The sequence below is a fragment of the Xenorhabdus mauleonii genome, assembly GCF_900113945.1.
In the GTDB taxonomy this organism is placed as follows: domain Bacteria; phylum Pseudomonadota; class Gammaproteobacteria; order Enterobacterales; family Enterobacteriaceae; genus Xenorhabdus; species Xenorhabdus mauleonii.
This window is the reverse complement of record NZ_FORG01000007.1, coordinates 47,199-71,273: the sequence shown is the minus strand read 5'-3', so window position 1 is coordinate 71,273 and position 24,075 is coordinate 47,199. Positions and strand designations below refer to the sequence as shown.

Sequence of the window (24,075 nt, the reverse complement as noted above, 5' to 3'; positions counted from 1 at the left end):
CCCTTGCAATATACCCCCAGTAAATAGCTTTTGTGTGAACACAGTGAAGGATGGGGGAAATATGAAACTAATCACTATCATCATAAAGCCATTTAAATTGGAAGAGGTGAGAGAAGCACTGGCTGAGATAGGCGTACAAGGGATGACTATGTCGGAGGTAAAGGGCTTTGGGCGCCAAAAAGGCCACTCTGAACTTTATCGGGGAGCCGAATATAACGTCAGTTTCCTGCCCAAAATTAAGATTGATATTGCTATCAATGACGAGCGAGTTGAAGAAGTTGTCAATATTGTTCAACAGACTGCTTTCACGGGAAAAATGGGGGACGGAAAGATTTTTATCTTTGAATTACAGCAGGCTATCCGGATTAGAACCGGTGAAATAAATGAATCCGCCCTCTGAGGGGAGAATGAAAAATGAAAAAACAATTTTTATTCGTAGTTGGTATTGTGGCCAGTTTACCTTCATTCGCCTTTGCTGCGGAAAAAAATCTCGATAAGGCAGATACAGTATTTATGTTGGTGAATACTGTCTTGGTGCTCTTTATGACAATTCCCGGAATCGCTCTGTTTTATGGAGGATTGTTGCGTCGCAAAAATGTTTTGTCACTGATGTCACAAGTACTTGTCAGTTTTTCTCTGGTTTATGTGCTTTGGGTTATTTATGGCTACAGCATGACTTTTGAGACCGGTAACCGCTTTTGGGGTGGGTTAGGTCAATTTATGCTGAAAAACATCGTGATGACTGATTTGAGTGGTAGTTTCTACCAGTTAATACATGTTGTCTTCCAAGGCGCATTCGCCTGTATTACTGTCGCTTTGGTGGTTGGAGCCTTGTGTGAAAGGATCCGCTTTTCAGCATTGTTGATTTTTAGTGTGCTGTGGCTGACGGCATCCTATATCCCCATGGCGCACATGGTATGGGGAGGCGGTTGGCTTGCCAAGGATGGTTCTTTGGATTTTGCTGGTGGAACCGTTGTGCACATTAATGCGGCAGCAGCAGGTTTGGTGGGGGCATATTTACTTGGGAAACGCTCAGGCTTTGGGCGGGAGGCTTTTAAACCTCATAGCTTGCCGATGACTTTTATTGGCACGGCCATACTATATATCGGGTGGTTTGGTTTTAATGTGGGATCGGCTGGGGCGGTGAATGCGATTTCAGCACTGACGCTGGTAAATACAGTAATAGCCACGGCAGGTGCCGTGTTATCGTGGGTCTTCTCTGAATGGTTATTCCGTCAAAAACCTTCTCTTTTAGGTGCATGTTCTGGGTGCATTTCAGGTTTAGTGGCAATTACACCGGCTGCGGCAACAGTGGGCATTGGCGGAGCTTTGGTTATAGGATTGATTGCCGGAATAGCTGGATTATGGGGAGTGGTGATATTAAAACGTTGGTTACGTGTTGATGATGTTTGTGATGTATTTGGCGTTCATGGAGTATGTGGCATTGTGGGGTGTTTGCTGACGGGTATTTTTACAGCGACTGCTTTAGGCGGCACTGGATTTGCTGAAGGCATGACAATGCTGAGGCAATTAGAAATGCAAATTATCAGCATATTAGTATGTATCGTCTGGTCATCTGTGGCTGCTTATATCTCATTTAAAATTGCAGATAAATTGGTTGGCTTGCGCATTAGTGTTGAATCAGAAAGAGAGGGATTAGATATTACTTCGCATGGCGAAAGTGCTTATAACTGATATATTTTCCATCCTTAGCATTACAGCCCGAGATGAATGAACACTTTCTGGTGTTGTACCGTAATAGCAGGCAAAAAATTATGTAGCCGTAGGCAAGTGCCGTGGCCAAACGCTGACTTAATTGTACTCACTGCTGTTATTACGGTACGTAATGCATCAATCATGACAGCTTGCGGATGACTCCTTCCTGCACGGCAGAAGCGATGAGTAGGCCTTCACGGTTATAAATCTGTCCACGAACAAAACCACGGGCACCTGATGCTGATGGGCTTTCGATGGCATAGAGTAGCCAGTCATTCATATCAAAAGGGCGGTGATACCACATTGAATGATCAATCGTAGCTACCTGCATGTTGCGTTCCATAAATCCAACTCCATGAGGAAGCAAGGATGTCGGAAGGAAATGGAAATCTGACGCATAGCCCAAAAGACAGCAATGAATGAATGGATCGTCAGGCATTTTTCCATTACTGCGGAACCAGACATAACGAACAGGCTTATTAGGTAAATAATTAGGGACGTTTTGGGATGGAACCAGCTTCATTTCCAACGGCGGTGTAGAAAAAGCCTTTTTAAATTTGTCAGAAAAAGAGGAAGACATTTTTTTGGCGATTTCTTCCTGAGATTCTAACTCTTCAGGTTGCGGAACATCAGGCATGACATCTTGGTGTTCAAAGCTTTCTTCTTGGCCTTGAAAAGAAGCCGTCATGTAGAAAATAGGTTGGCCGTGTTGTATTGCACTGACTCTACGTGCACTGAAACTTTTACCATCACGCAATGTTTCAACATCATAAACAATGGGTTTATGGCTATCTCCCGGGCGTAGAAAATAGCTGTGAAAAGAGTGGATCATTCGATCATTGGCAACGGTTTGCTTTGCTGCATATAGTGCTTGACCGATGACCTGACCACCAAAAACTTGGGGGAATCCCAAATCTTCACTTTGTCCCCGATAAATTCCTTCTTCTATTTTTTCCAGATGTATCAGGTTAATTAAATTTTGTAATGCCTGGTTCATAATGTGACTTTGCTTTTATAAGAGCGATTAAAATGTATAAATGGATGATTATAGATATAAATTTTTATTTATTCGAAAGGAAATAAATTAAATTATAAATCAAAATTACCCTTATGTTTTTATTTCGGCATTAAATTATCACTATTAGTTTTATCAATACTTGTCAAATAATGCGGATAATTTTGTTTCTATTGTTTATTTATTGATTTGTATGGCTATTTTTCTAAGTTAGAAAGTTGTTAATATTTTATTCAGATTGGCATTGTAGCTGATATAGGGACAATATTTAGTTTTTCATATGATATAAAAATGATTCATTAGAGTTATTGGATTTTCCCTATTATTTTATCGAACTATTTTTTCTTGTGAGCCGTGGGCACACAGTTGTTATGGTGAGTTTCTATTCTGTTGAAAAGGGTGATTAAATTTAATCCAAGTATAACAGTTGGAGAGTCTTTTTCTTAAGCAAGAATATTCATTTATGATAAATGAAACAGCATGATAAACAAAATACACGATGTGAAAACAATAATGGGGGGGGGAAGTAAAGGGTCTGGAGAAATATAAAATCCGGCATATAGGCCATTTTTTAATCGCCTTGAGCAAGGAATCGCCATTTAAATGAGAGTGCCTTGCTATTTCATTATGTATGAAAGATAATGTGCACCGCTTCGAAGCTTGAAGCATACGTCAATGGGGGCTCTGTTGGTTCTCCCGCAACGCTAACTTGTTAACTTGGTCAGGTCTGGAAAGAAGCAGCCATAGCAGGGGATGTGTGTGCCGGGATGTCGCTGGCAGAGCCCTCACCAGTTTTAACCTTCAGTCAACTCGCACATTTAGCCGATAATCGCTACCGGCTTCAGTCACTTTCTATCTGATCACTACAGCTTAACGGACAAATTTCCAAACAGATGATGGAATTTTATCATAGAGTTTATTCATAGTCAGTTCGGCTAAACGGTGGTCAGCAGCGGAGTAGAACAATTCAAGCTCGTCATCCGAAAGTTCATATTTATTTTTTTCAATTACACGTTCCAGTGTTTCAATAGAAGTGCATTTTCTCAAACGCATCAGATAGTCAGTTTTAGTCATGGTCGCCTTATCTTTTTTGGTATAAAAAATAGTTAGAAATATATTTATCAGGTTTTGCTTAAAGAAGCGTTTAAATCATGTAGAAGAATGTTAGTTAAGTGTTCGTTTGTTCTTTGCCATTTTGTCAGTTCAAGAAAGCTTATCTTATCGCTTCCAAACAAATTATATGTTTCATCCAGATATTCATCAATTAAGGTGCTGAGATCGTAGTTATCTGTGTATTTTATTTTAAAGTTCCAGACAAAAGCTGCAATGTGTTCGATCAATTCGTTTAACTTTAAGCTTTTCTCTGAGGTCAGATCATGAATCCAATGATTATCAGTACGATTCAAGACTGAAAGTGCTTCGTGAATTAATTTTTCACATAAGTATTTTAATTCAGCAATATCATGTCTTCTTGGTGAATATTCATCCATAATCACCTCCGTAAACGGCACACGGTTTATTTGAACTAGGGCTTATACATGCTAATTATTATAGTCTTTCTTTTAGAATAGAGCCTATCAAAACATGATTATTATTTATTAATATTAAAGTGCTATTTTGTTCATTTGCCAACTGAGATTTATAAACAAAGACGTAATTTACGTTTGGTTCAAGTAAAAATCTCGATTCTAGCAAATTTTAACTTTAGATAAACGACCGCAATTCTACTATAAAGGTAGTGAATAAAGGTAGTCAAAATCTACGTATGTCATTAACTATATTGAATTCTACTAATATAGTAGAAACTGTAGCAATAGCACAGAGGTCATTATAGGCGATTGTATAGCGACTTTCAAAATCAATATAACGCCATTATTACATATGTCACTATCGAGATGGAACACTTTTTACCATTAAAGGTGTAATTAGAAGAAAAACAAGTAAAGTTACCAATTAATCTTCTATTTATTATAAAAAACAGAAAGGCGCCCTTCTTTAAAGATAGGCATTTTTCATAAGTATTTATTTTTAATTAGATTATGAATAGTTGTTAAAGTAGCGATGTAATCAGTGAGATGAGAAAGGTGAAAAATGATTTTTCCCCGTTAAAAAGGCCACTTAGGTGGCCTTTTTAATATGGTTAAATTAAATGAAGAGGGTTAGTGATGAGTAGTGACGTGCTCTACGTCTTCACTTTTCTTCATAAATCGGCGTTTGATGACAACGAAGAATACAGGGATAAAAAAGATTGCCAATGATGTTGCTGCAATCATTCCACCCAATACCCCAGTACCTACGGCATTTTGAGCACCTGAGCCAGCGCCGTTACTCAATACCAGTGGCATAACCCCGAGCATAAAGGCAAGCGAAGTCATCAAGATTGGACGGAAACGCATTTTAACTGCATCCAATGTAGCTTCTATTAACCCTTTTCCTTCTTTCTCTATCAAGTCCTTGGCAAACTCTACAATAAGGATGGCGTTTTTCGCCGATAACCCGATGGTCGTCAACAGGCCAACTTTAAAGTAGACGTCATTGCCCAAACCACGCATTGAGGTTGCCAGCAATGCACCGATAACCCCCAGAGGAACGACCAGCATGACCGAGAATGGGATGGACCAGCTTTCATACAGTGCCGCCAGACAGAGGAACACGACAACTAATGACAGCGCATATAATGCCGGAGCCTGATTGCCTGACAGACGTTCTTGATATGACATTCCAGTCCAGTCATAACCTATACCTTGCGGTAATTGTGATGCCAGTTGTTCCATCAGTGCCATTGCATCGCCGGTACTTTTACCTGGAGCCGCTTCTCCCATGATTTCCATAGAAGGGAAGCCGTTATAGCGTTCAAGGCGTGGTGAGCCATAAACCCACGGATCTTTTGATGTATCCATGAATGCAGAGAATGGCACCATTTTTCCATAGTAGTTGCGGACGTATAGCTTACTGATATCGCTTGGCAACATACGGTAAGGCGCGTCAGCCTGAATCATCACTTTTTTGATTCGGCCACGGTCAATGAAGTCATTGACGTAAGCTCCACCAAACATGGTATTCAATGTTGAGTTGATATTTGCTGTGGATACACCCAGAGCCTCGGCTTTTTCCTTATCAATATAGATATGGTATTGCTGTGTATCATTTTGTCCATTAGGACGAACAGCGCTGAGTATATCTGGATGCTGCGCAGCCATGCCGAGCAGTTGGTTACGTGCATTCGTCAATGCTTCATGACCAAGGTTTCCTTTGTCCAGCAATTGGAAATCAAAACCACTGGCTGAGCCTAGCTCTACAATTGAAGGAATATTGAACGCAAATATAATCGCTTCCTTGATTTGAGAAAGTTCAGCGTTTGCTCGATTAACAATAGCTGGAACTTTATCTTTTTTATCTTTGCGTTGATCCCAATCTTTTAAGCTAATAAATGCCAGACCATTATTTTGCCCTTGACCGGAGAAACCAAATCCGTTGACCGTAAATACGGATTTAACAAGATCGCCCTCTTTGGTAGAGAAATAGTCATTAACTTTTTCCAATACTTTTTGGGTCTGCTCCTGAGTTGAACCAGGTGGCAATTGAACCATCGCCAGCAAAACACCCTGATCTTCTTCAGGCAGGAAAGAAGAAGGCATACGGGTAAACATAACGGCCATACCTGCGATCAACAGAACATAGATCACCAAGTAGCGCCCTGTACCTCGCAGCATTCGACCAACGCTGTCAGTATAATGACGGGTGCTGTTTTCAAACAGTTTATTAAACCAGCCAAAGAACCCTTTACTCGAACCATGACTACCTTTGGCAATCGGTTTAAGCATGGTCGCACACAGTGCTGGTGTCAGGATTAAAGCGACCAGTACAGACAATATCATTGCAGAAACGATAGTGATCGAGAACTGACGGTAGATAGCGCCTGTCGCGCCGCCGAAGAATGCCATTGGTACGAATACCGCAGAAAGTACCAGTGCAATACCAACCAGAGCACTCTGGATCTGCCCCATAGATTTTTTGGTGGCTTCTTTCGGGGATAGCCCTTCTTCTTGCATGACACGTTCAACGTTTTCTACAACAACAATGGCATCATCCACCAATAAGCCAATGGCCAGTACCATGGCGAACATCGTCAGTGTGTTAATCGAGTAACCGAACGCAGCAAGTATGGCGAATGTGCCGAGCAATACCACCGGAACCGCAATGGTTGGAATCAATGTGGCTCGGAAGTTCTGCAAGAACAGGTACATGACCACAAATACCAACAGGATCGCTTCTGCCAGAGTTTTCACCACTTCGAAAATAGAGATTTTAACGAATGGTGTTGTGTCATAGGGATAGACAACTTCCAACCCGGATGGGAAGTAAGGAGACATCTCAGACAACGCTTTTCTGACAGCTTTAGAGGTATTTAATGCGTTGGCGCCTGTTGCAAGCTTGATAGCAATCCCCGCAGCGGGTTTCCCATTGAACCTGCCTATTATGCTGTAACCTTCAGCTCCGATTTGAATGGTTGCCACATCACTTAAAGTAATCTTCGAACCATTGGAGTTAACGCGCAGCAAAATTTTGCCGAATTCTTCCGCTGAGGTCAGACGGGTTTGAGCGACAATAGAGACGTTCATACGTTGACCCGGGACTGGAGGGGTTCCCCCTAATTGTCCGGCTGCAACCTGATTGTTCTGGGTTTCAATTGCACTGATCACATCCATTGTGGTCATTTTATAATTGACCAGTTTTTCAGGATCGAGCCAGATGCGCATTGCATATTGGGTGCCGAACAGTTGCGTTTCACCTACACCACTAACGCGGCTCAGGGGATCTTTGATATTGGCGCCGACATAGTCGGCTATATCATCTTGATCCATTGAACCATCTTCAGAAATAAAGCCCGCCACCATCAAAAACGAACTGGTCGTCTTCTCAACTCTAACCCCTTGCTTCTGGACTTCTTGGGGCAGCAGAGGCATAGCTGCTTGCAGTTTATTTTGAACCTGAACCTGAGCGACATCTGGATTTATGTTCGCTTCAAAGGTAAGCATGATGTTCACGCTACCTGCGGAATCACTGGTGGAAGACATGTACACCAGGTTATCGATTCCATTCATGTTCTGTTCAATAACCTGTGTTACAGTGTTCTGCAGCGTTGTCGCATCAGCGCCGGGATAGCTCGCTGAAATGGAAATAGCTGGTGGCGCAATTGCAGGGTATTGCTCCACGGGTAATTTCATGATTGCCAGCAAGCCAGAAAGCATGGTGATAATCGCGATTACCCATGCAAATATTGGCCGCTCGATAAAAAACTTAGGCATGAATCACCAACTCCTTATTGAGGCTTTTTTGCAGACTCAGCTTGGTTAGCCGCAGGCTTGGCATCCAAATCAGTTTCTGTTGGCTTAACCGTTACGCCTGGTGCTATTTTTTGCAACCCAGTGACGACCACTCGATCTCCTGCTTTCAAACCTTTTGTCACCAACCATTTGTTGCCAATAGCTTGAGCCGCAGTGATGTTACGCACTTCCACTTTATTATCTTTATTGACAATCATTGTGGTGGCTTGGCCACGAGGTGTTCTGGTTACAGCTTGTTGAGGGATCAAAATCGCATTTTGACGAATACCTTCTTCCAGTTTGGTACGGACAAACAGGCCTGGAAGTAATTCTTCATTTGGATTTGGGAAAATAGCCCGCATAGTGATGGAACCTGTTGATTCATCAACGGTAGCGTCTGAAAACTCAAGATAGCCAGTCTGGCTGTATTCTTGACCCGATTCAGTAACTAGGCGGATTCTTGATTTGCCATGCTCCTTATGAACGGTGCCGTTGGCTATTTCATTTTTAAGGCGCAGGTAATCATCACTTGATTGAGTGATATCCACATAAATAGGATCTAATTGCTGAACGGTTGTCAGGGCTGTTGACTGGCCCGCAGAAACCAGTGCTCCTTCTGTGACGGTGGATTTACCCGCGCGCCCAGATATTGGGGAGCTGACTTTGGTATACGCCAGGTTGATTCTGGCACTTTCCAATGCGGCTTGAGCGGACTGAACATCAGCCTTTGCCTGTGCGTAATCAGAGTTTGCTTTATCGAATTCCTGTTTACTTACATATTGTGTTCCTAACAGCGATTTATAGCGCTCGACGGTTAAGTGAGAAACGGTTTCATTCGCTTTCGCTCTTGCCAGGTTTGCCTGAGCTTTGCTGTATTCAACCTGATAGGTTGCAGGATCGATTTGATATAACGATTCGCCCGCAACAATATCGCTACCTTCTTTGTAGTTACGTTTTAGGATGATACCGCCGACTTGGGGGCGAACCTCTGCAACACGGTAAGCCGTAGTACGACCTGGTAATTCCGTGATGACTGTCAGAGGTTTTGCTTTCAGCGTTACGATACCTACATCAGGAACATGTTGGCCCGTAGCCCCTTGCTGTGCATCTTTATTGTCATTGCATCCAGACAAAAGAAGACTGCCTGAAAGCAGCAGTACTGTGGCCAGAGGTAAAACTCCCCTGTTTATATGCATAAGTAAACCTCAAATTTTCAATGTTGATTCTCTAAGCTAACGACTGAAATCATTACTTCATTGATTAAGGGTGCTATAGTACAAACATACATGAATGTATGTAAATCAGCTTCAGTTAAAAACAAAGTTTATGGCAAGAAAATGGCACGAAATAATAAACAACAAGCACAACAAACCCGTCAACAGATCATAGATGCTGCAATAAAGACCTTTTCTGAACGTGGTGTCTCAGCGACTTCATTGTCTGATATTGCTACTGCGGCTGGTGTAACGCGTGGGGCAATCTATTGGCACTTTAAGAATAAGACAGATTTACTTTCTGTTGTTTGCAAGATACCAAAGCATAAAACAGCCGAACTAGAGAAAGAGTATCAGGCAAAATACCCTAATAATCCACTCATTGCATTGAGATATTTATTGATTTCGGTATTAAAAATAATGGTAGGCGATCTCCAAAGTTGCCTACTTATGGAAATTTTTTTCCATAAATGTGAGTTTGTTGGAGAAATGTCTCCATTAGCAGATGAGCTTCGGGAGATATGTATTTCCGATTATGAAAGAATCGAAAAGTTATTAGGGTTTTGTATTCAGTCTGGGGAATTACCGCATAATCTCGATCTCAAGCGCTCCTCTATCATGCTGAGGGCGTTAATGACAGGGGTATTGGAGAACTGGTTATTCGCGCCAGACAGTTTTAATATTCAAGATCAATCTGTATATCTGGTGGATAGTTTCATTGACACACTGAAATATAGCCATCATATGCGGCACAGAGATGAAAATGAATCTTGAATAATTAGGACAAATAATAATGAAATCTATTTTGATTATTGCTAATGGCGCGGCGTATGGCAATGAATCTCTTTTTAATGCCTTAAGATTATCTATAGCTCTTAAAGAACAGGAACCTGACTGTGGACTGAAATTATTTTTGATGTCTGACGCTGTGGTTGCTGGTTTAGCCGGGCAAATCCCCAAAGAAGGCTATAATTTAAAACACATGCTGGAAATTTTGACGGCACAGGATGTCGAAGTAAAATTATGCAAAACCTGCACGGATGCCAGAGGCATCAGCGAACTGGCGTTGGTTGATGGAGTGAAAATCGGTACATTGGGTGAGCTGGCTCAATGGACATTGGCAGCATCTAAAGTATTATCATTTTAATTAAAATTAATGTATCAGGAAGTGCGGGAGCAGATTATAAATGCCGCAGTACTTTTCTAATACCAGTACTTCCTTAATACCTGAACTGCCTAATATTAAGCATTATCATTCCATTATCTGCATATGATGAGTAGATGAATTCATGGTTTCAGTTAACCGATATTTGAGTATTTTGCTCAATGAGGGAGGCTTGTGCAACAAACTCCCCGATAGATTATTTTCTCGATTTGTTTTGGTGGTAGGGCTGCTTTTCATCCTATCGTCTTTTTTTTCTCCTGCAAATGCCGCTTTTGGCGGTGATGTTCCAACCCGCAATGATATCCAAAATCAACTTAATGCTTTGACAGAGCGCAAGGAGCATACTGTCGAAGAAAAAGCATCAATAGCAGATTTGGAAAAAGCCCTCTCTTTCTTTGACAAAATTGATCAAGTGAAACAAGGCGTTAACTTGCTGAAGAAAAACCAGCAAGAGGCCCCTCAAAAATCGCGCCAGATCATGCTAGAGATGGAAGATCTGAAGAATAATACGCAGCAAGATGAAAACGAATATAAACAGTCATTGGACACACTGTCGCTAAAGCAACTTGAGGCGAAATTAAATAGCACATTGAGTAGCTTGCAGAAAGCATTGGAAGATCTGGCCAGCTATAACAGCCAATTCATTGGGCTGCAAACGCAACCGGAACGGGCGCAAAATATACTCTTCCATAATGTGCAAAGATTGCAGCAAATTCGCAACCAACTTAATAATGCATTGGCTGAACAGCCGGAATCGTATCAGACCAAAACGGAACTGTTATTGGTAGAACAATCCTTTTTGATGCAGCAAAATGAATTTCAAAGAGCTGCCTTGCAGGCAAACACCCAGCTGCAATCGCTTTTGCAGCAACAGCGGGACTATACAACACTCCAAATTAAGCAGCTAGAAGATTATGTTCTGTTGATTCAAACTGTCGTGAGCGGAAAACGGCTCATTATTTCTGAAGAAACGGCAAAAGAGGCGCAGACTCAAGACGGGCAGAATTCACACATTCAGGATAATCCTCTGATCAGTAGGGAGTTGGAAAATAATCGTGAATTGAGTGAGCGGCTTGTTGCAGCGACTCGGGACAACAACCAACTGGCACAGAAAAACATCTATGTGAAGACGCAGTTGGATAGAGCAATTCAATCTGAGCGAAATTTAAAAGAACAAATTAAGGTGTTGCGTGGCAGCTTATTGTTATCGCGCATTTTGTTTCAAGAGCAGTTGAAAATACCCGCTGACGCTTTGACAAAAGATTTGCCGACAAAAATTGCTGACCTGCGTCTGGAACAATTTGAAATTACTCAGGAGCGGGATTTACTGTATCAGAATAATGATTACGTCAAAAATTTACTGTTTGAAAACCATAATAAAATCAAAGGAGAATCCTCAGAAACGGTGGGTGAAATCCGTAATGCCCTCAATCAGATTTTGGATATTCGCCGTGAGCTTCTGGATCAACTCAACAACCAGTTAGGCAATCAGATTACACACTCCATCAATTTGCAGATGGATCAGCAACAATTACTGGATGTGATGGGATCATTGCAACAAACGCTTGTTCAGCAAATTTTCTGGGTAAACAGCAATAAGCCGATGAATTTAACGTGGTTGCAATCTCTGCCTGAGCAAATTAGGGATGAATTGAACCATCTAAACGTTCAAGTGACTCTCAATGGCCTCGTTACCGGGCTGGAAAATTCTATCCATTTCGTTATTCCCCTTGTTTTGGTTGGTTTGTTTTTGCGTTGGCAAACCAAAGGCATTAATGAGCAACTGAAGAAAATTGCCGGTGAGGTGGGGCAATTTCGCCGTGACAGCCAATTGCATACTCCATTGGCTCTGATTCTGACTGTGATAAAAACGCTGCCACTTGCTTTCATTGTGCTGGCTGCCGGTTATTGGTATTTAAAATCAGGTGATGATTTGGGGGAGTTGATTTGGGGGTACTCGCGCCAGTTGGCGTTATTTTGGGTTATGTACAGCACCTGTTACCAAATACTTTCCGCAGGCAGGATCGGAGAACAGCATTTTGCCCTGAACAAAGCAGACTGTACTTTATTCCGAAAAAACCTTGTCCGCCTGTCTATTGTATTGTTGCCTGTTTTATTTTGGATAACATTGGGAGTGAAACACCCGCTGCAACTGTCTGATGATGTGATAGGCCAGGGCATTACTTTAGTCTGCCTATTCTTTGTCTTCTTATTTGTCTTCCCATTCTGTCGTTATATCTGGCGTGAGAAAAACTCACACATGATACGCCTGATTGTGGTAACAACATTAACTTTTGCACCACTGGTCATGATGGTGCTGATGGTCTCAGGCTATTTCTACACAACCTTGCATTTAGCTGAACGTTGGTTATACAGCCTATATTTACTGTTGCTCTGGTATATCAGCTATCAAACATGTTTGCGGGGATTGGGCATTGCTGCCCGCCGGATTGCCTATCGACGCGCTGTCGCCCGGCGTCAATCTCTGACCAAAGAAGGTATAGAAGGCGAAGTATTGGAAGAGCCACCAATGGCGTTGGATCTCATTAACCAACAATCATTGCGTTTGACCACAATGGTACTGTTTCTGGTCTTTTTAGGCGCATTTTATTGGATTTGGTCTGATCTGGTAACCGTATTTTCTTACCTTGATGGGATCAATTTGTGGCAATACAGCACCACAAATGAACTGGGCAATGTGCTGAAATACATTACCTTGAAAGATTTGGTTCTATCGATAGCGATGTTGGTGATTTCATGGATCATGATGAGAAACTTGCCGGGATTACTGGAAGTTCTGGTTCTATCCCGCCTGCAATTGCAACAAGGTGCCTCATATGCCATCAAAACGACATTGACTTATCTTATCATTGGCGTTGGCGGTATCACTGCATTGGGAACTCTGGGCCTTTCATGGAATAAATTACAATGGCTGGCAGCTGCGCTTTCGGTCGGTTTAGGTTTTGGGTTACAGGAAATCTTCGCTAACTTTGTTTCGGGCTTGATTATTTTATTTGAGCGTCCGGTTCGCATTGGCGATACGGTTACTATCGGAACTTATTCCGGATCAGTCAGTAAAATTCGTATTCGTGCGACAACAATTACAGATTTTGACCGCAAAGAAGTGATTATCCCCAATCGGGCATTTGTAACAGAACGCTTAATCAACTGGAGTCTTTCCGATACTGTCACGCGGATCATTATTAAAGTTGGTGTCGCATATGGCTCTGATCTTGATAAGGTGAAAGAAGTGCTGTTAAAGGCCGCAAACGATAATAGCCGAGTGATGAGCGAACCCGGGCCACAAGTCTATTTTATGAGTTTTGGTGCCAGTACATTGGATCATGAATTGAGGCTTTATGTTCGTGAGGTGGGTGATCGTAGCCGTACCGTTGATGAAGTAAATAGAAGCATTGATAAATTATGTCGGGAAAATGACATTAATATTGCCTTTAACCAATTGGAAGTCTATTTACACAATGGACAAGGTGATACTTTGCAAGAGGTACAAAAACCATTAAACGGCGGCAATCACCATCCTGATGGGCATTTTTAAAAAATGTGGCCTGATGAAATAAGAATGGATTGAACTTATTTATCAGGCTGCTGAGTCTGTTTTTCCAGTTTCCCCTGAAAATCGTGTTTAACAATTTCTAATGCGGCCAGTGCAATATCAGGGGAAACTTCATTACACTCAAGGAGGTAAATAAGATCTACCGCGAGCTGGACTTCAGGTGGTGCTTGTTCGAGACTCATGATGATTATTTATCCTTGTGATTAATCAGAGTTTTCTTGTTTTTCTATTGTTCTTTCAATGCGCATTAATGCTTGGCGGCAGCGAGTCAACCTGCCTGCCAGAGCGGCGATTTCTTTTTGCAGTTTATATTTATTTTCAAGGGTAACTTGTTTATTTAACTGTAATTCTCGGTCATCAACCATTGCCATTAAACGGCGCTCATAATCCTGATGTTCTGCCAGACGTTGGTAAAGATCCCGTTCCTGTGAATGGCGTTCAAATTTATCTTCTTGCTTTCGTAACGTCTGGGTTGCTATTTCCCGTTTCAACGCCTCTATTTGTGTCACCAGACGTTCAGAAAGGAAGGTGACCTGTTCAATGCGATGGCTGGTTACACTCGTTTTCAATTGTTCCATATTTTGTTTGATCTCCAGCATGTACCCACCCAGTTTATTACTGTGGTGATGAAACAGCGATTGATCAAAACGGGCGATGGAAAAAGGCGTATCAGGGAGCTGTGCGAGATCTTTTTCCAGACTGCTTATCTGTTTTTCAAGTGCGCTTAATAAACTTTGTATACCCATCTGCCACCCTTTATCATTAATAATCTGCTCGTCAAAGAGCATTTCGTTAAACTCTCTTATTTGGCTATAGAGCCTTTCTGGCGTGATAGATGCAAGGCTTGACGTAAGTCAACAAAATATAAGCTGCAATTTGTATCACAGTTGCTTTTTTCTGGTAGTTTGAATAAATTCCTCCGTTTCCCTTTTTTATAACTGGCTGGCATCGATTATGACCGCTAATGCACAACAACTGCAATTAATTAAAGATAGTATCGAAACAATTCCTGATTATCCAAAAGAGGGGATCCTTTTTCGTGACATTACCACCTTGCTGGATAACCCTGCGGCTTACCAAGCTACAATCGATTTATTGGTAGCTCGTTATCAGGATAAAGGCATTACGAAAATTGTCGGCACTGAAGCCCGTGGTTTCTTGTTTGGTGCACCTGTTGCACTTCGTCTGGGAGTGGGTTTTGTCCCTGTCCGCAAAAAAGGTAAGTTACCCCGTGAGACGTTAAGTGAAACCTACGATCTGGAATATGGTACCGACACGCTGGAAATTCATAAAAACAGCATCACAGAAGCTGATAAAGTTCTGGTTATTGATGACTTACTCGCAACAGGCGGCACGATTGAAGCGACAGTAAACTTGATTCGTCGCCTTGGCGGAAACGTGTCTGAAGCAGCATTCATCATTGGTTTGCCGGATCTGGGTGGTGTTGAGCGTTTGAAAAAACAAGGTGTGGAAAGTTATACGATTGTCGAGTTCCCAGGACACTGATTTCCTGCCTACTGTAACGATTGATTGTTCTGATTTTTGCATTATTGGTACATCAGCCTCGCCGTTCATAGCGAGGCTGTGCTAGCATGATAGACAGTCATGTTCAATTTCCTCGGTATTCATGAGCTATCAGGTACTTGCCCGTAAGTGGCGCCCACAAATATTTTCTGATGTGATCGGTCAGCAACACGTGCTGACTGCATTGGCTAATGGTCTTGAGCACCAACGCCTCCATCACGCATATCTTTTTTCCGGCACTCGCGGTGTAGGTAAAACCACGATCGCACGTCTGTTGGCAAAAGGACTGAATTGCGAAACGGGTATAACAAAGACTCCGTGTGGTCAGTGTGCAAACTGTCTTGAAATTGAGCAGGGGCGATTTGTCGATCTGATTGAGATCGATGCCGCTTCCCGAACAAAAGTAGAAGATACCCGTGAACTGCTGGACAATGTCCAGTATGCTCCTGCGCGCGGCCGTTTTAAAGTTTACCTCATTGACGAAGTTCACATGCTTTCCCGTCACAGTTTCAATGCCTTGCTGAAGACATTGGAAGAACCGCCGGAACATGTGAAATTCCTTTTGGCAACGACCGATCCACAAAAGTTGCCTGTAACTATCCTTTCACGTTGCCTGCAATTCCATCTGAAAGCTCTCGATGTGAATCAAATCAGCGGCCAACTGGAACATGTGCTTAATGCCGAACAAATAGAGAGCGATGCTCGCGCTCGTCAGCTTCTTGCCCGCGCTGCGGATGGCAGCATGCGTGATGCACTGAGCTTAACAGACCAAGCCATAGCACTTGGGGGCGGAGTACTGACATCAGATATCGTCAGCCAAATGCTGGGAACGTTGGACGATGAGCAGCCATTGGCGATGATTGAATCGTTGGTTCGTGCCGATGGGCAGAAAATGATGGCTTTGGTTGAACAAGTTGCATCCCGTGGTATGGACTGGGAAAACTTGTTGATTGAAATGTTGTCATTGCTGCATCGCATTGCCATGCTCCAGCTCTTGCAGCAGCAACCAGAAAATGACTCTTCTTCAATGGAAGAGCGCTTACGCTTGCTGGCAAGATCTATTTCTCCCACTGATTTGCAGGTTTATTACCAGGCATTATTGGTTGGGCGCAAAGAACTCCCTTATGCACCAGAGCGCCGGATGGGCGTTGAAATGGCATTGTTGAGGGCGTTGGCATTCCATCCCAAAGCGGTTATTGAAGAAACACCGCCATCTGCGCTGGAAATACCTGTAGCGCCCATTTCGCCCCAAGTTACGCCGAATAATGCAGTTCCCGCAGGTCGTACCGGAAATGTCGGTAATACAGGAAATATAGGTAGTGCAGGAAATGTAGGTAGTGTCGGAAATGAACCCATGACGCAAAGCGCGCCACAAACAATGGATACCGCGCCTACTGCCAACAGCCCAACCGAGAAATTATTGCAAGCAAGAAATTTGCTGACTCGTCAAGGGAATACACCACCAAAAAAGCCTAAGCCGGCAGAGTCTGCGAAGGCTAAGCCGGCAAGTTCGGCGCTGGAACGATTGGTATCTGTGGCTGAACAGCGTCCCCAGTCTTATGTTCCTAAAGCACAGGAACCTAAGCCGATAAAGAAAGAAGCATATCGCTGGAGAGCCACGAATGTTCATGTTGAAGAAAAACAACAATCGGTTGCCACCCCGAAAGCGATAAAAGCGGCACTTGAGCATGAAAAAACCGCTGAATTAGTTGCCAAATTAGCCGTTGAATCGAAACAAAGGGATCCATGGGCTGCGGAAATTGATAAACTGAATATTCCTAAATTGGTTCAGCAGGTAGCATTGAATGCCTTCAAAGAACAGATTGATGAAAATCGGTTCTGTTTGCATTTGCGTTCAAAACAGCGTCATCTTAATTCTGCATCGGCACAAAAATCATTGTCCGAAGCGTTGAGTGAATTGCATGGGAAACCTATTGAACTCAATATCATTGAAGATGATAATCCTGCGGTAAAAACGCCTCTGGAATGGCGACAGGCTATTTATGAAGAAAAATTAGCACAAGCTCGCCAATCCATTATTTCGGATAAAACGATTCAAACACTTCGGCAGTTATTTGATGCAGAATTGGATGAGGAAAGTATCCGGCCTGTTTAACCGTCACAGCGTATTTGTATGTTGTGTCTATAGCGAAGAGAGATAATTATGTTTGGTAAAGGTGGTTTGGGTAATTTGATGAAACAAGCCCAGCAGATGCAAGATAAAATGCAGAAAATGCAGGAAGAAATTGCAAGCCTTGAAGTCACTGGCGAATCCGGTGCTGGTATGGTGAAAATCACTATCAATGGTGCACATAACTGCCGTCGTGTAGAAATCGATCCAAGCTTAATGGACGATGACAAAGACATGCTGGAAGATTTGATCGCTGCGGCATTCAATGATGCGGCCCGTCGCATTGAAGAAACCCAGAAAGAAAAAATGGCCAGTGTTTCCAATGGAATGCAGTTGCCACCTGGCTTTAAGATGCCATTCTAATGCAAACCAGTCCTCTTCTTGAATCGTTGATGGAAGCATTGCGCTGTTTGCCCGGCGTAGGCCCCAAATCTGCCCAGCGGATGGCATTTCATCTATTGCAGCGAGATCGCAGCGGTGGCATGAGATTGGCTCAATCGTTGACTAGGGCGATGTCTGAAATCGGTCATTGCCAGGATTGCCGGACGTTCACTGAACAAGAACAGTGTACTATTTGTGCAAATTCCCGTCGTCAGCAAAATGGTCAGATTTGCGTGGTAGAGAGTCCGGCGGATATCCATGCCATTGAGCAAACCGGTCAATTTGCGGGGCGTTATTTTGTCTTGATGGGGCACTTGTCTCCTCTGGATGGTATTGGGCCAATGGATATCGGGTTGGATCGTTTGGAAGAACGGTTATCAACTGAAGCTTTATCAGAAATCATTCTGGCAACGAATCCGACTGTCGAAGGAGAGGCAACGGCAAATTATATTGCGGAAATGTGTTCGCAATATGGTGTAACGGCCAGCAGAATCGCTCACGGTGTCCCTGTGGGGGGAGAACTTGAGATGGTGGATGGTACAACCTTGTCTCATTCACTGGCTGGTCGTCAACGAATCACTGATTTGTGATCTATACCTCAGGATTTCGCGTTGCCCAGCCAACGAAGCGGCAACCCGAAAGACGGCAGGTATATAACCAATCCCACATGAAAAATTGCAATGGATGGTGTTGCGGATAATGCCGCCATCCATAACTGATTTCACTCCTACCAGACAGATTTTCACTGCCTCCAAACCAATTTTTACGGCTTCCAAACTAATTTTTGCATTCTTCTTGTTGTCCTAACTTGAAACTCTCCGGATCTATCCCCATTTGATTACCATCGTCCGATTTTACATATCTGAACTGGATTTAGATTGAGGTAATAAATGAGCATGAAAGGTCAGGAAACTCGTGGATTTCAGTCTGAAGTCAAACAACTGTTGCAGTTGATGATTCATTCTCTCTATTCCAACAAAGAAATTTTTCTCCGTGAATTAATTTCAAACGCATCTGATGCTGCTGACAAATTGCGTTTCCGTGCATTATCAGCGCCGGAACTGTATGAAAATGATGGCGAACTGCGTGTTCGTCTGGCTTGTGATAAAGAGCAGAAAACCATCACTATCAGTGACAATGGCATCGGTATGTCCCGCGATGAAGTGATTGATAATCTGGGAACAATTGCAAAATCCGGTACTAAAGCATTTCTTGAATCCATCGGTTCTGATCAGGCTAAAGACAGTCAATTAATTGGTCAATTCGGTGTTGGGTTCTATTCAGCATTTATCGTTGCGGATAAAGTAACCGTACGTACCCGTGCAGCAGGAGCAGCGGCCGATCAGGGCGTGTTCTGGGAATCAACGGGTGAAGGTGATTACACTGTCGCGGATATTGAGAAAGCAGGACGTGGTACAGAAATCACCCTGCATTTGCGTGATGGAGAAAGTGAATTCCTCAATGACTGGCGTCTTCGTTCAATCATTGGCAAATATTCTGATCACATCGCTTTGCCGGTTGAAATCGAAACCCAAACTAAAAATGAAGAAGACGATACAGTTACTGTTGCTTGGGAAAAGATCAACAAAGCTCAGGCGCTGTGGACTCGTGGTAAAGCCGAAATCAGCGATGAAGAGTACCAAGAATTCTATAAACACATTTCCCATGATTTTGCTGACGCCCTGAGCTGGAGCCATAACCGCGTTGAAGGTAAACAGGAATATACCAGCCTGCTGTACATCCCTTCTCAGGCTCCGTGGGATATGTGGAACCGTGAACACAAGCATGGCCTGAAACTGTATGTACAGCGTGTCTTCATCATGGATGAAGCTGAACAGTTCATGCCAAATTACCTGCGTTTTGTCCGTGGTCTGATTGACTCCAACGATCTGCCGTTGAACGTTTCCCGCGAAATTTTGCAAGACAGCACAATTACCCGCAACTTGCGCAGCGCACTGACTAAACGTGTATTGCAGATGCTGGATAAATTGGCAAAAGACGATGCAGAAAAATACCAGACTTTCTGGCAGCAATTTGGTTTGGTGCTGAAAGAAGGGCCTGCAGAAGACGGCTCAAACAAAGAAGCAATCGCTAAATTGCTGCGTTTTGCTACAACGCACAATGACGCTTCGGCACAAACTGTTTCTCTGGAAGAGTACATTGGCCGCATGGTTGAAGGGCAAGATAAAATTTATTACATCACTGCCGATAGCTATGCTGCTGCGAAAAACAGCCCTCATTTGGAACTGTTCCGCAAAAAAGGCATTGAAGTACTGTTGCTGTCTGACCGCATTGATGAGTGGATGATGAGCTACCTGACTGAATTTGATGGTAAATCATTCCAGTCTGTTAGCAAATCTGATGAATCTCTTGAAAAACTGGCTAACGAAGATAGCGCTGAGCAAGAAGATGCAGACAAAAAACTGGAGCCATTTGTTGAGCGTGTGAAAACCCTGCTGGGTGAGCGAGTCAAAGAAGTTAAATTAACTCGCCGTCTGACAGATACACCTGCGATCGTAACAACTGACGCTGATGGCATGAGTACTCAAATGGCGAAGTTATTTGCGGCGGCAGGTCAATCTGCACCAGAAGTGAGCTATAACTTTGAACTGAATCCAGAGCATGATCTGGTCAAGAGAGCATCTGACATTCAAGATGATTCGCAATTTGCGGATTGGGTAGAATTGCTGCTGGATCAAGCTTTGTTTGCAGAACGCGGTACGCTGGATGATCCAAACCAATTCATTCGCCGAATGAATCAATTATTATTAACTGAAAAAGCGTAATCTCTTTGAGATCATGATAAAAACCACGCTTCCATAGAAAATGGAGCGTGGTTTATTTTTTTATAATGCGAAAACGTTTACCTGTTTTCTTGAGCCACACCCCATTCAAATGGTATGGTGGTTCGTTTTCTTTAAAATACGAAAAGCAAATAGCAAGGGGATTTACGCAATGCGTATTATTCTGCTGGGCGCGCCAGGCGCCGGTAAGGGGACTCAGGCGCAATTTATCATGGAGAAATATGGGATCCCTCAGATTTCGACAGGTGACATGTTGCGTGCGGCAGTGAAAGCTGGCACAGAGTTGGGTTTGAAAGCAAAAGAGTTGATGGATAATGGTAAGCTAGTGACTGATGAATTGGTCATTGCTTTGGTTAAAGAGCGCATCAAACAAGATGACTGCCGCAATGGCTTCTTGTTGGATGGGTTCCCGCGCACAATCCCTCAAGCGGATGCGATGAAAGAAGCGGGCATTAAGGTTGATTCTGTTCTGGAATTTGATGTTCCGGATGAAATCATCGTTGAACGCATCATCGGCCGTCGCGTACATGCTCCATCGGGTCGTGTTTATCACATTAAATTCAACCCACCAAAAGTGGAAAACAAAGATGACGTTACAGGTGAAGAACTGAGCATCCGTAAAGATGATCAGGAAGATACTGTCCGTAAACGTCTGGTTGAATACCACACACAAACAGCACCTTTGGTTTCTTACTATCAGAAAGAAGCTCAGGAAGGTAATACACAATACTTCAAACTTGATGGAACTCGTCAGGTATCTGAAGTCAGCGCAGAATTGGCTAACATTCTGGGTGAATGATTAATCATTGCCGGATAATAATTTCCTGATCTGCCAGAGCAGGCGGTATTTTTTTGCCGCCTGTCTTTTATCTTTATCTCATTCCTCTTATTTTTCATTACAAGTTTCATTCACTTGAATGAAGAATTATATGTGACCATCACTTATGCCTTATACTAGGCCGTCAGGTTTTTAATGGAGCACTGAAGAATGAGTCGTAATAAGTATGGTGTCCTGCTCGTAAATCTTGGTACGCCGGAAGCACCCACACCAACAGCAATTAGGCGTTATCTGGCACAGTTTTTGAGTGACAGAAGAGTTGTTGATATTTCTCCATTCATTTGGAAACCCATACTGTATGGTTTTATTCTGCCTTTCCGCTCTCTTCGGGTTGCCAAGCTCTATCAAGAAATCTGGACAGAAGAGGGATCGCCCTTGCTAGTTTATGGTCGCCGCCAACAGAAATTATTGGCTGAGAAATTGGCGGAAATCCCTGTTGCCTTGGGCATGACTTACGGCACCCCCTCTTTGTCGCAATCCATTGATGACTTGCTGCAACAAGGTGTGGATGAGTTGATTATCCTGCCACTGTATCCCCAATATTCCAGCACAACGTCAGCCGCAGTATTTGATAGTGTCAGTAAAATATTGCAGGGATATCATACGATTCCAAATCTGCATTTTATCCGTAGTTATGCGACTCACCCGGCCTATATTGAGGCATTAAAAAAAACCATCGAGCTGAGTTTTGCGAAACATGGTCAGCCTGACCGTTTGCTGCTTTCCTACCACGGAATACCTGAACGTCTGGCAACGATGGGCGATATTTACCCACAAGAATGTGAAGCAACGACTAAACTATTGACGCAGGCATTAGATTATCCTGAAGATAAAGTAATAATGACGTATCAATCCCGTTTTGGTCGTTTACCGTGGTTATCACCTTATACAGATAAAACAATGGCATCCTTGCCAGCTCAGGGAGTGGAACATATTCAGGTGGTATGTCCCGGTTTCTCAGCGGATTGTTTGGAAACATTGGAAGAAATTGAGCAACAGAATAAAAATATCTTTTTTAATGCGGGTGGGAAAAAGTTTGAATATATCCCGGCTCTTAATGATAATGAGTCCCACATTTTACTGCTCGAAAAGTTAGTAAATAATATCATCAAATGATTTTTAACTATTTGTTCGGCGACTTTATCTAACACTGTAAATGGTGGGTGTTAGTAATTGTATGATTTTTTAAGGATATTGTTTAAATCAATGGTTGCCGTGAGCGGGATAGCGAGCTTACCTATCAATGAAAAACAAAACTATTTGGATTGGATATACAGATAATGAGTGATAAACCTATTAAACACCCCGATTTTTATACAGAGAATTCAAGTTATCATCATTTGCCTCAAGAAGATGAAATTGATTTGTTTGAATTATTCTCCGTTCTTTTCCAATCAAAATACCTGATTATTGCAGCCTCTTTTGCCTTCGCCTTGGTTGGTTTTGGTGTTGCATCATTTCTGCCACAGAAATGGACCAGTACTGCGGCTGTGGTTAAACCTGAGCTGGAAGAATATCAACCATTGAAAAATGTCTTAACGGATTTGCGTGTTCTGAATCTTGAGCCGAATGTCACAGAAGGCTCACTGTATAAGCGCTTTGTTGATAACTATAATTCACGTGTATTACGTGAAAAATATTTGGTCAGTACTGATTATTTTAAAAACTTGCTTGCCAAGAAAGATGATACCTCTGAGCAAGAAAAAAGACGCTTGATTGAGAAGATCGTGAATAAAAACATCACATCTTCTTTGCCTAAGAAAGATGATGAAATTGATGAAGTCACGCTTTCTTTCAGCGCAGACAATGCGAAAGAGGCTTACGCTCTGTTGGGTGGTTACATCAAATTTGTCTCTTCGGTTGTTCGTGATCAAGTCAAAGATGAATTGAATGATATGGTTCATCAGAAATTGGCTTATTCGCAAAAAATGTATGACATTGACTTATCGCGTATCGCCAATATGCGCAGTGTAGATATTGAACGTTTAAAGTATGCGATTTCCATTGCAAACTCTGCCGGTGTTAAAAAACCAGTTTCGAATGGTGGCGCAATGATCAAAGATGACCCGGATTACTCAATTGCACTGGGCTCTGATGCGTTGCAACGTAAGCTCCAGATTACTGAAGAAATTACCGATCCAACGAGAATTGATGCTGATCTGCGTAACCGCCAGTTATATATCCAAAATCTGGAAAAAGTAAACATCGATAAAGTTAACTTCGAGCCATTCAAATACATGCAAGAACCTTATGAGCCAACATCTAAAGACTCACCCAAGCGTTTGCTGATTCTTATTGGTGCGGGCTTTATCGGATTTATTCTATCCATCATGTTTGTGTTACTGCGTCATATGGTACGTAGTCGCCAGAAACAAAACGCTTAATA

The 24,075-nt window shown here is 42.7% G+C and carries 20 protein-coding genes and 1 other RNA gene; 14 read left to right on the top strand and 7 right to left on the bottom strand.

What is annotated here, in order from left to right; translation table 11 throughout:
- Positions 1-61: 61 nt before the first annotated feature.
- Together glnK and amtB are read left to right on the top strand one after the other, a co-directional pair.
- Positions 62-400, top strand: coding sequence for a P-II family nitrogen regulator (glnK, locus tag BM100_RS09080; protein ID WP_092510114.1), 339 nt, complete (start codon positions 62-64; stop codon positions 398-400).
- A 14-nt stretch (positions 401-414) separates the two neighbouring features.
- On the top strand, positions 415-1,695 hold the full coding sequence (gene amtB, locus BM100_RS09075) for an ammonium transporter AmtB (protein WP_092510112.1): 1,281 nt from the start codon (positions 415-417) through the stop codon (positions 1,693-1,695).
- 160 nt (positions 1,696-1,855) lie between these two features.
- Here amtB and tesB read toward each other — a convergent pair whose 3' ends face one another.
- On the bottom strand, positions 1,856-2,713 hold the full coding sequence (gene tesB / locus BM100_RS09070) for an acyl-CoA thioesterase II (protein ID WP_092510110.1): 858 nt from the start codon (positions 2,711-2,713) through the stop codon (positions 1,856-1,858).
- Between the two features lie 703 nt (positions 2,714-3,416).
- Between tesB and ffs the strand changes: the two genes are divergently transcribed.
- Positions 3,417-3,513, top strand: an RNA gene (gene ffs, locus BM100_RS09065) — signal recognition particle sRNA small type.
- 88 nt (positions 3,514-3,601) lie between these two features.
- Here ffs and BM100_RS09060 read toward each other — a convergent pair.
- From BM100_RS09060 to BM100_RS09045, 4 genes are all read right to left on the bottom strand, one after another.
- A complete protein-coding gene (locus BM100_RS09060) occupies positions 3,602-3,805 on the bottom strand; it encodes an HHA domain-containing protein (RefSeq protein ID WP_010845060.1) in 204 nt (67 codons plus the stop codon).
- Between the two features lie 47 nt (positions 3,806-3,852).
- Entirely contained in the window at positions 3,853-4,221 is a 369-nt protein-coding gene (tomB, locus tag BM100_RS09055; RefSeq protein WP_092510108.1) for an Hha toxicity modulator TomB, read from the bottom strand.
- Positions 4,222-4,890: 669 nt separating this feature from the next.
- Positions 4,891-8,040 (bottom strand): efflux RND transporter permease subunit, encoded by a 3,150-nt coding sequence (locus BM100_RS09050; RefSeq protein ID WP_092510106.1) that lies wholly within the window; start codon positions 8,038-8,040, stop codon positions 4,891-4,893.
- Positions 8,041-8,054: 14 nt separating this feature from the next.
- Positions 8,055-9,254 carry an efflux RND transporter periplasmic adaptor subunit gene (locus tag BM100_RS09045; protein WP_092510104.1) on the bottom strand — a complete coding sequence of 400 codons (1,200 nt, stop codon included), beginning with the start codon at positions 9,252-9,254 and terminating at the stop codon, positions 8,055-8,057.
- Between the two features lie 141 nt (positions 9,255-9,395).
- Between BM100_RS09045 and acrR the strand changes: the two genes are divergently transcribed.
- From acrR to mscK, 3 genes are all read left to right on the top strand, one after another.
- Positions 9,396-10,046, top strand: a complete 651-nt coding sequence (gene acrR, locus BM100_RS09040; RefSeq protein ID WP_139216948.1) for a multidrug efflux transporter transcriptional repressor AcrR — start codon at positions 9,396-9,398, stop codon at positions 10,044-10,046.
- A 19-nt stretch (positions 10,047-10,065) separates the two neighbouring features.
- The gene (locus BM100_RS09035; RefSeq protein ID WP_092510100.1) at positions 10,066-10,419 is read left to right on the top strand and encodes a DsrE/DsrF/TusD sulfur relay family protein; all 354 of its coding nucleotides are present in this window, start codon (positions 10,066-10,068) and stop codon (positions 10,417-10,419) included.
- Positions 10,420-10,561: 142 nt separating this feature from the next.
- On the top strand, positions 10,562-13,993 hold the full coding sequence (gene mscK / locus BM100_RS09030; protein ID WP_092510098.1) for a mechanosensitive channel MscK: 3,432 nt from the start codon (positions 10,562-10,564) through the stop codon (positions 13,991-13,993).
- A gap of 35 nt (positions 13,994-14,028) precedes the next feature.
- Here mscK and rsmS read toward each other — a convergent pair whose 3' ends face one another.
- Positions 14,029-14,193 (bottom strand): pleiotropic regulatory protein RsmS, encoded by a 165-nt coding sequence (gene rsmS, locus BM100_RS09025; RefSeq protein ID WP_092510096.1) that lies wholly within the window; start codon positions 14,191-14,193, stop codon positions 14,029-14,031.
- A gap of 21 nt (positions 14,194-14,214) precedes the next feature.
- Positions 14,215-14,757 (bottom strand): primosomal replication protein PriC, encoded by a 543-nt coding sequence (gene priC / locus BM100_RS09020; protein WP_092510385.1) that lies wholly within the window; start codon positions 14,755-14,757, stop codon positions 14,215-14,217.
- A 208-nt stretch (positions 14,758-14,965) separates the two neighbouring features.
- On the opposite strand from priC, the gene apt reads away from it, so the two are divergent.
- The 8 genes from apt (at position 14,966) to wzz(fepE) (ending at position 24,073) form a co-directional block, all read left to right on the top strand.
- Positions 14,966-15,517: an adenine phosphoribosyltransferase gene (gene apt, locus BM100_RS09015; RefSeq protein ID WP_092510094.1), complete on the top strand. Its 552-nt coding sequence runs from the start codon at positions 14,966-14,968 to the stop codon at positions 15,515-15,517.
- A 121-nt stretch (positions 15,518-15,638) separates the two neighbouring features.
- The gene (dnaX, locus tag BM100_RS09010; RefSeq protein WP_092510092.1) at positions 15,639-17,651 is read left to right on the top strand and encodes a DNA polymerase III subunit gamma/tau; all 2,013 of its coding nucleotides are present in this window, start codon (positions 15,639-15,641) and stop codon (positions 17,649-17,651) included.
- A gap of 48 nt (positions 17,652-17,699) precedes the next feature.
- The gene (locus tag BM100_RS09005) at positions 17,700-18,029 is read left to right on the top strand and encodes a YbaB/EbfC family nucleoid-associated protein (protein WP_092510090.1); all 330 of its coding nucleotides are present in this window, start codon (positions 17,700-17,702) and stop codon (positions 18,027-18,029) included.
- Positions 18,029-18,637 (top strand): recombination mediator RecR, encoded by a 609-nt coding sequence (gene recR, locus BM100_RS09000; protein WP_092510088.1) that lies wholly within the window; start codon positions 18,029-18,031, stop codon positions 18,635-18,637. Before BM100_RS09005 ends, recR begins: the two co-directional genes overlap by 1 nt.
- Positions 18,638-18,943: 306 nt before the next feature.
- Positions 18,944-20,833, top strand: a complete 1,890-nt coding sequence (gene htpG, locus BM100_RS08995) for a molecular chaperone HtpG (protein ID WP_175494936.1) — start codon at positions 18,944-18,946, stop codon at positions 20,831-20,833.
- Positions 20,834-21,002: 169 nt separating this feature from the next.
- Complete coding sequence (gene adk, locus BM100_RS08990) at positions 21,003-21,650, top strand: adenylate kinase (RefSeq protein WP_092510084.1); 648 nt, start codon at positions 21,003-21,005, stop codon at positions 21,648-21,650.
- A gap of 189 nt (positions 21,651-21,839) precedes the next feature.
- Positions 21,840-22,805: a ferrochelatase gene (gene hemH, locus BM100_RS08985; RefSeq protein ID WP_092510082.1), complete on the top strand. Its 966-nt coding sequence runs from the start codon at positions 21,840-21,842 to the stop codon at positions 22,803-22,805.
- A 164-nt stretch (positions 22,806-22,969) separates the two neighbouring features.
- The gene (wzz(fepE), locus tag BM100_RS08980) at positions 22,970-24,073 is read left to right on the top strand and encodes an LPS O-antigen length regulator Wzz(fepE) (protein ID WP_092510080.1); all 1,104 of its coding nucleotides are present in this window, start codon (positions 22,970-22,972) and stop codon (positions 24,071-24,073) included.
- The last annotated feature ends 2 nt before the right edge of the window (positions 24,074-24,075 follow it).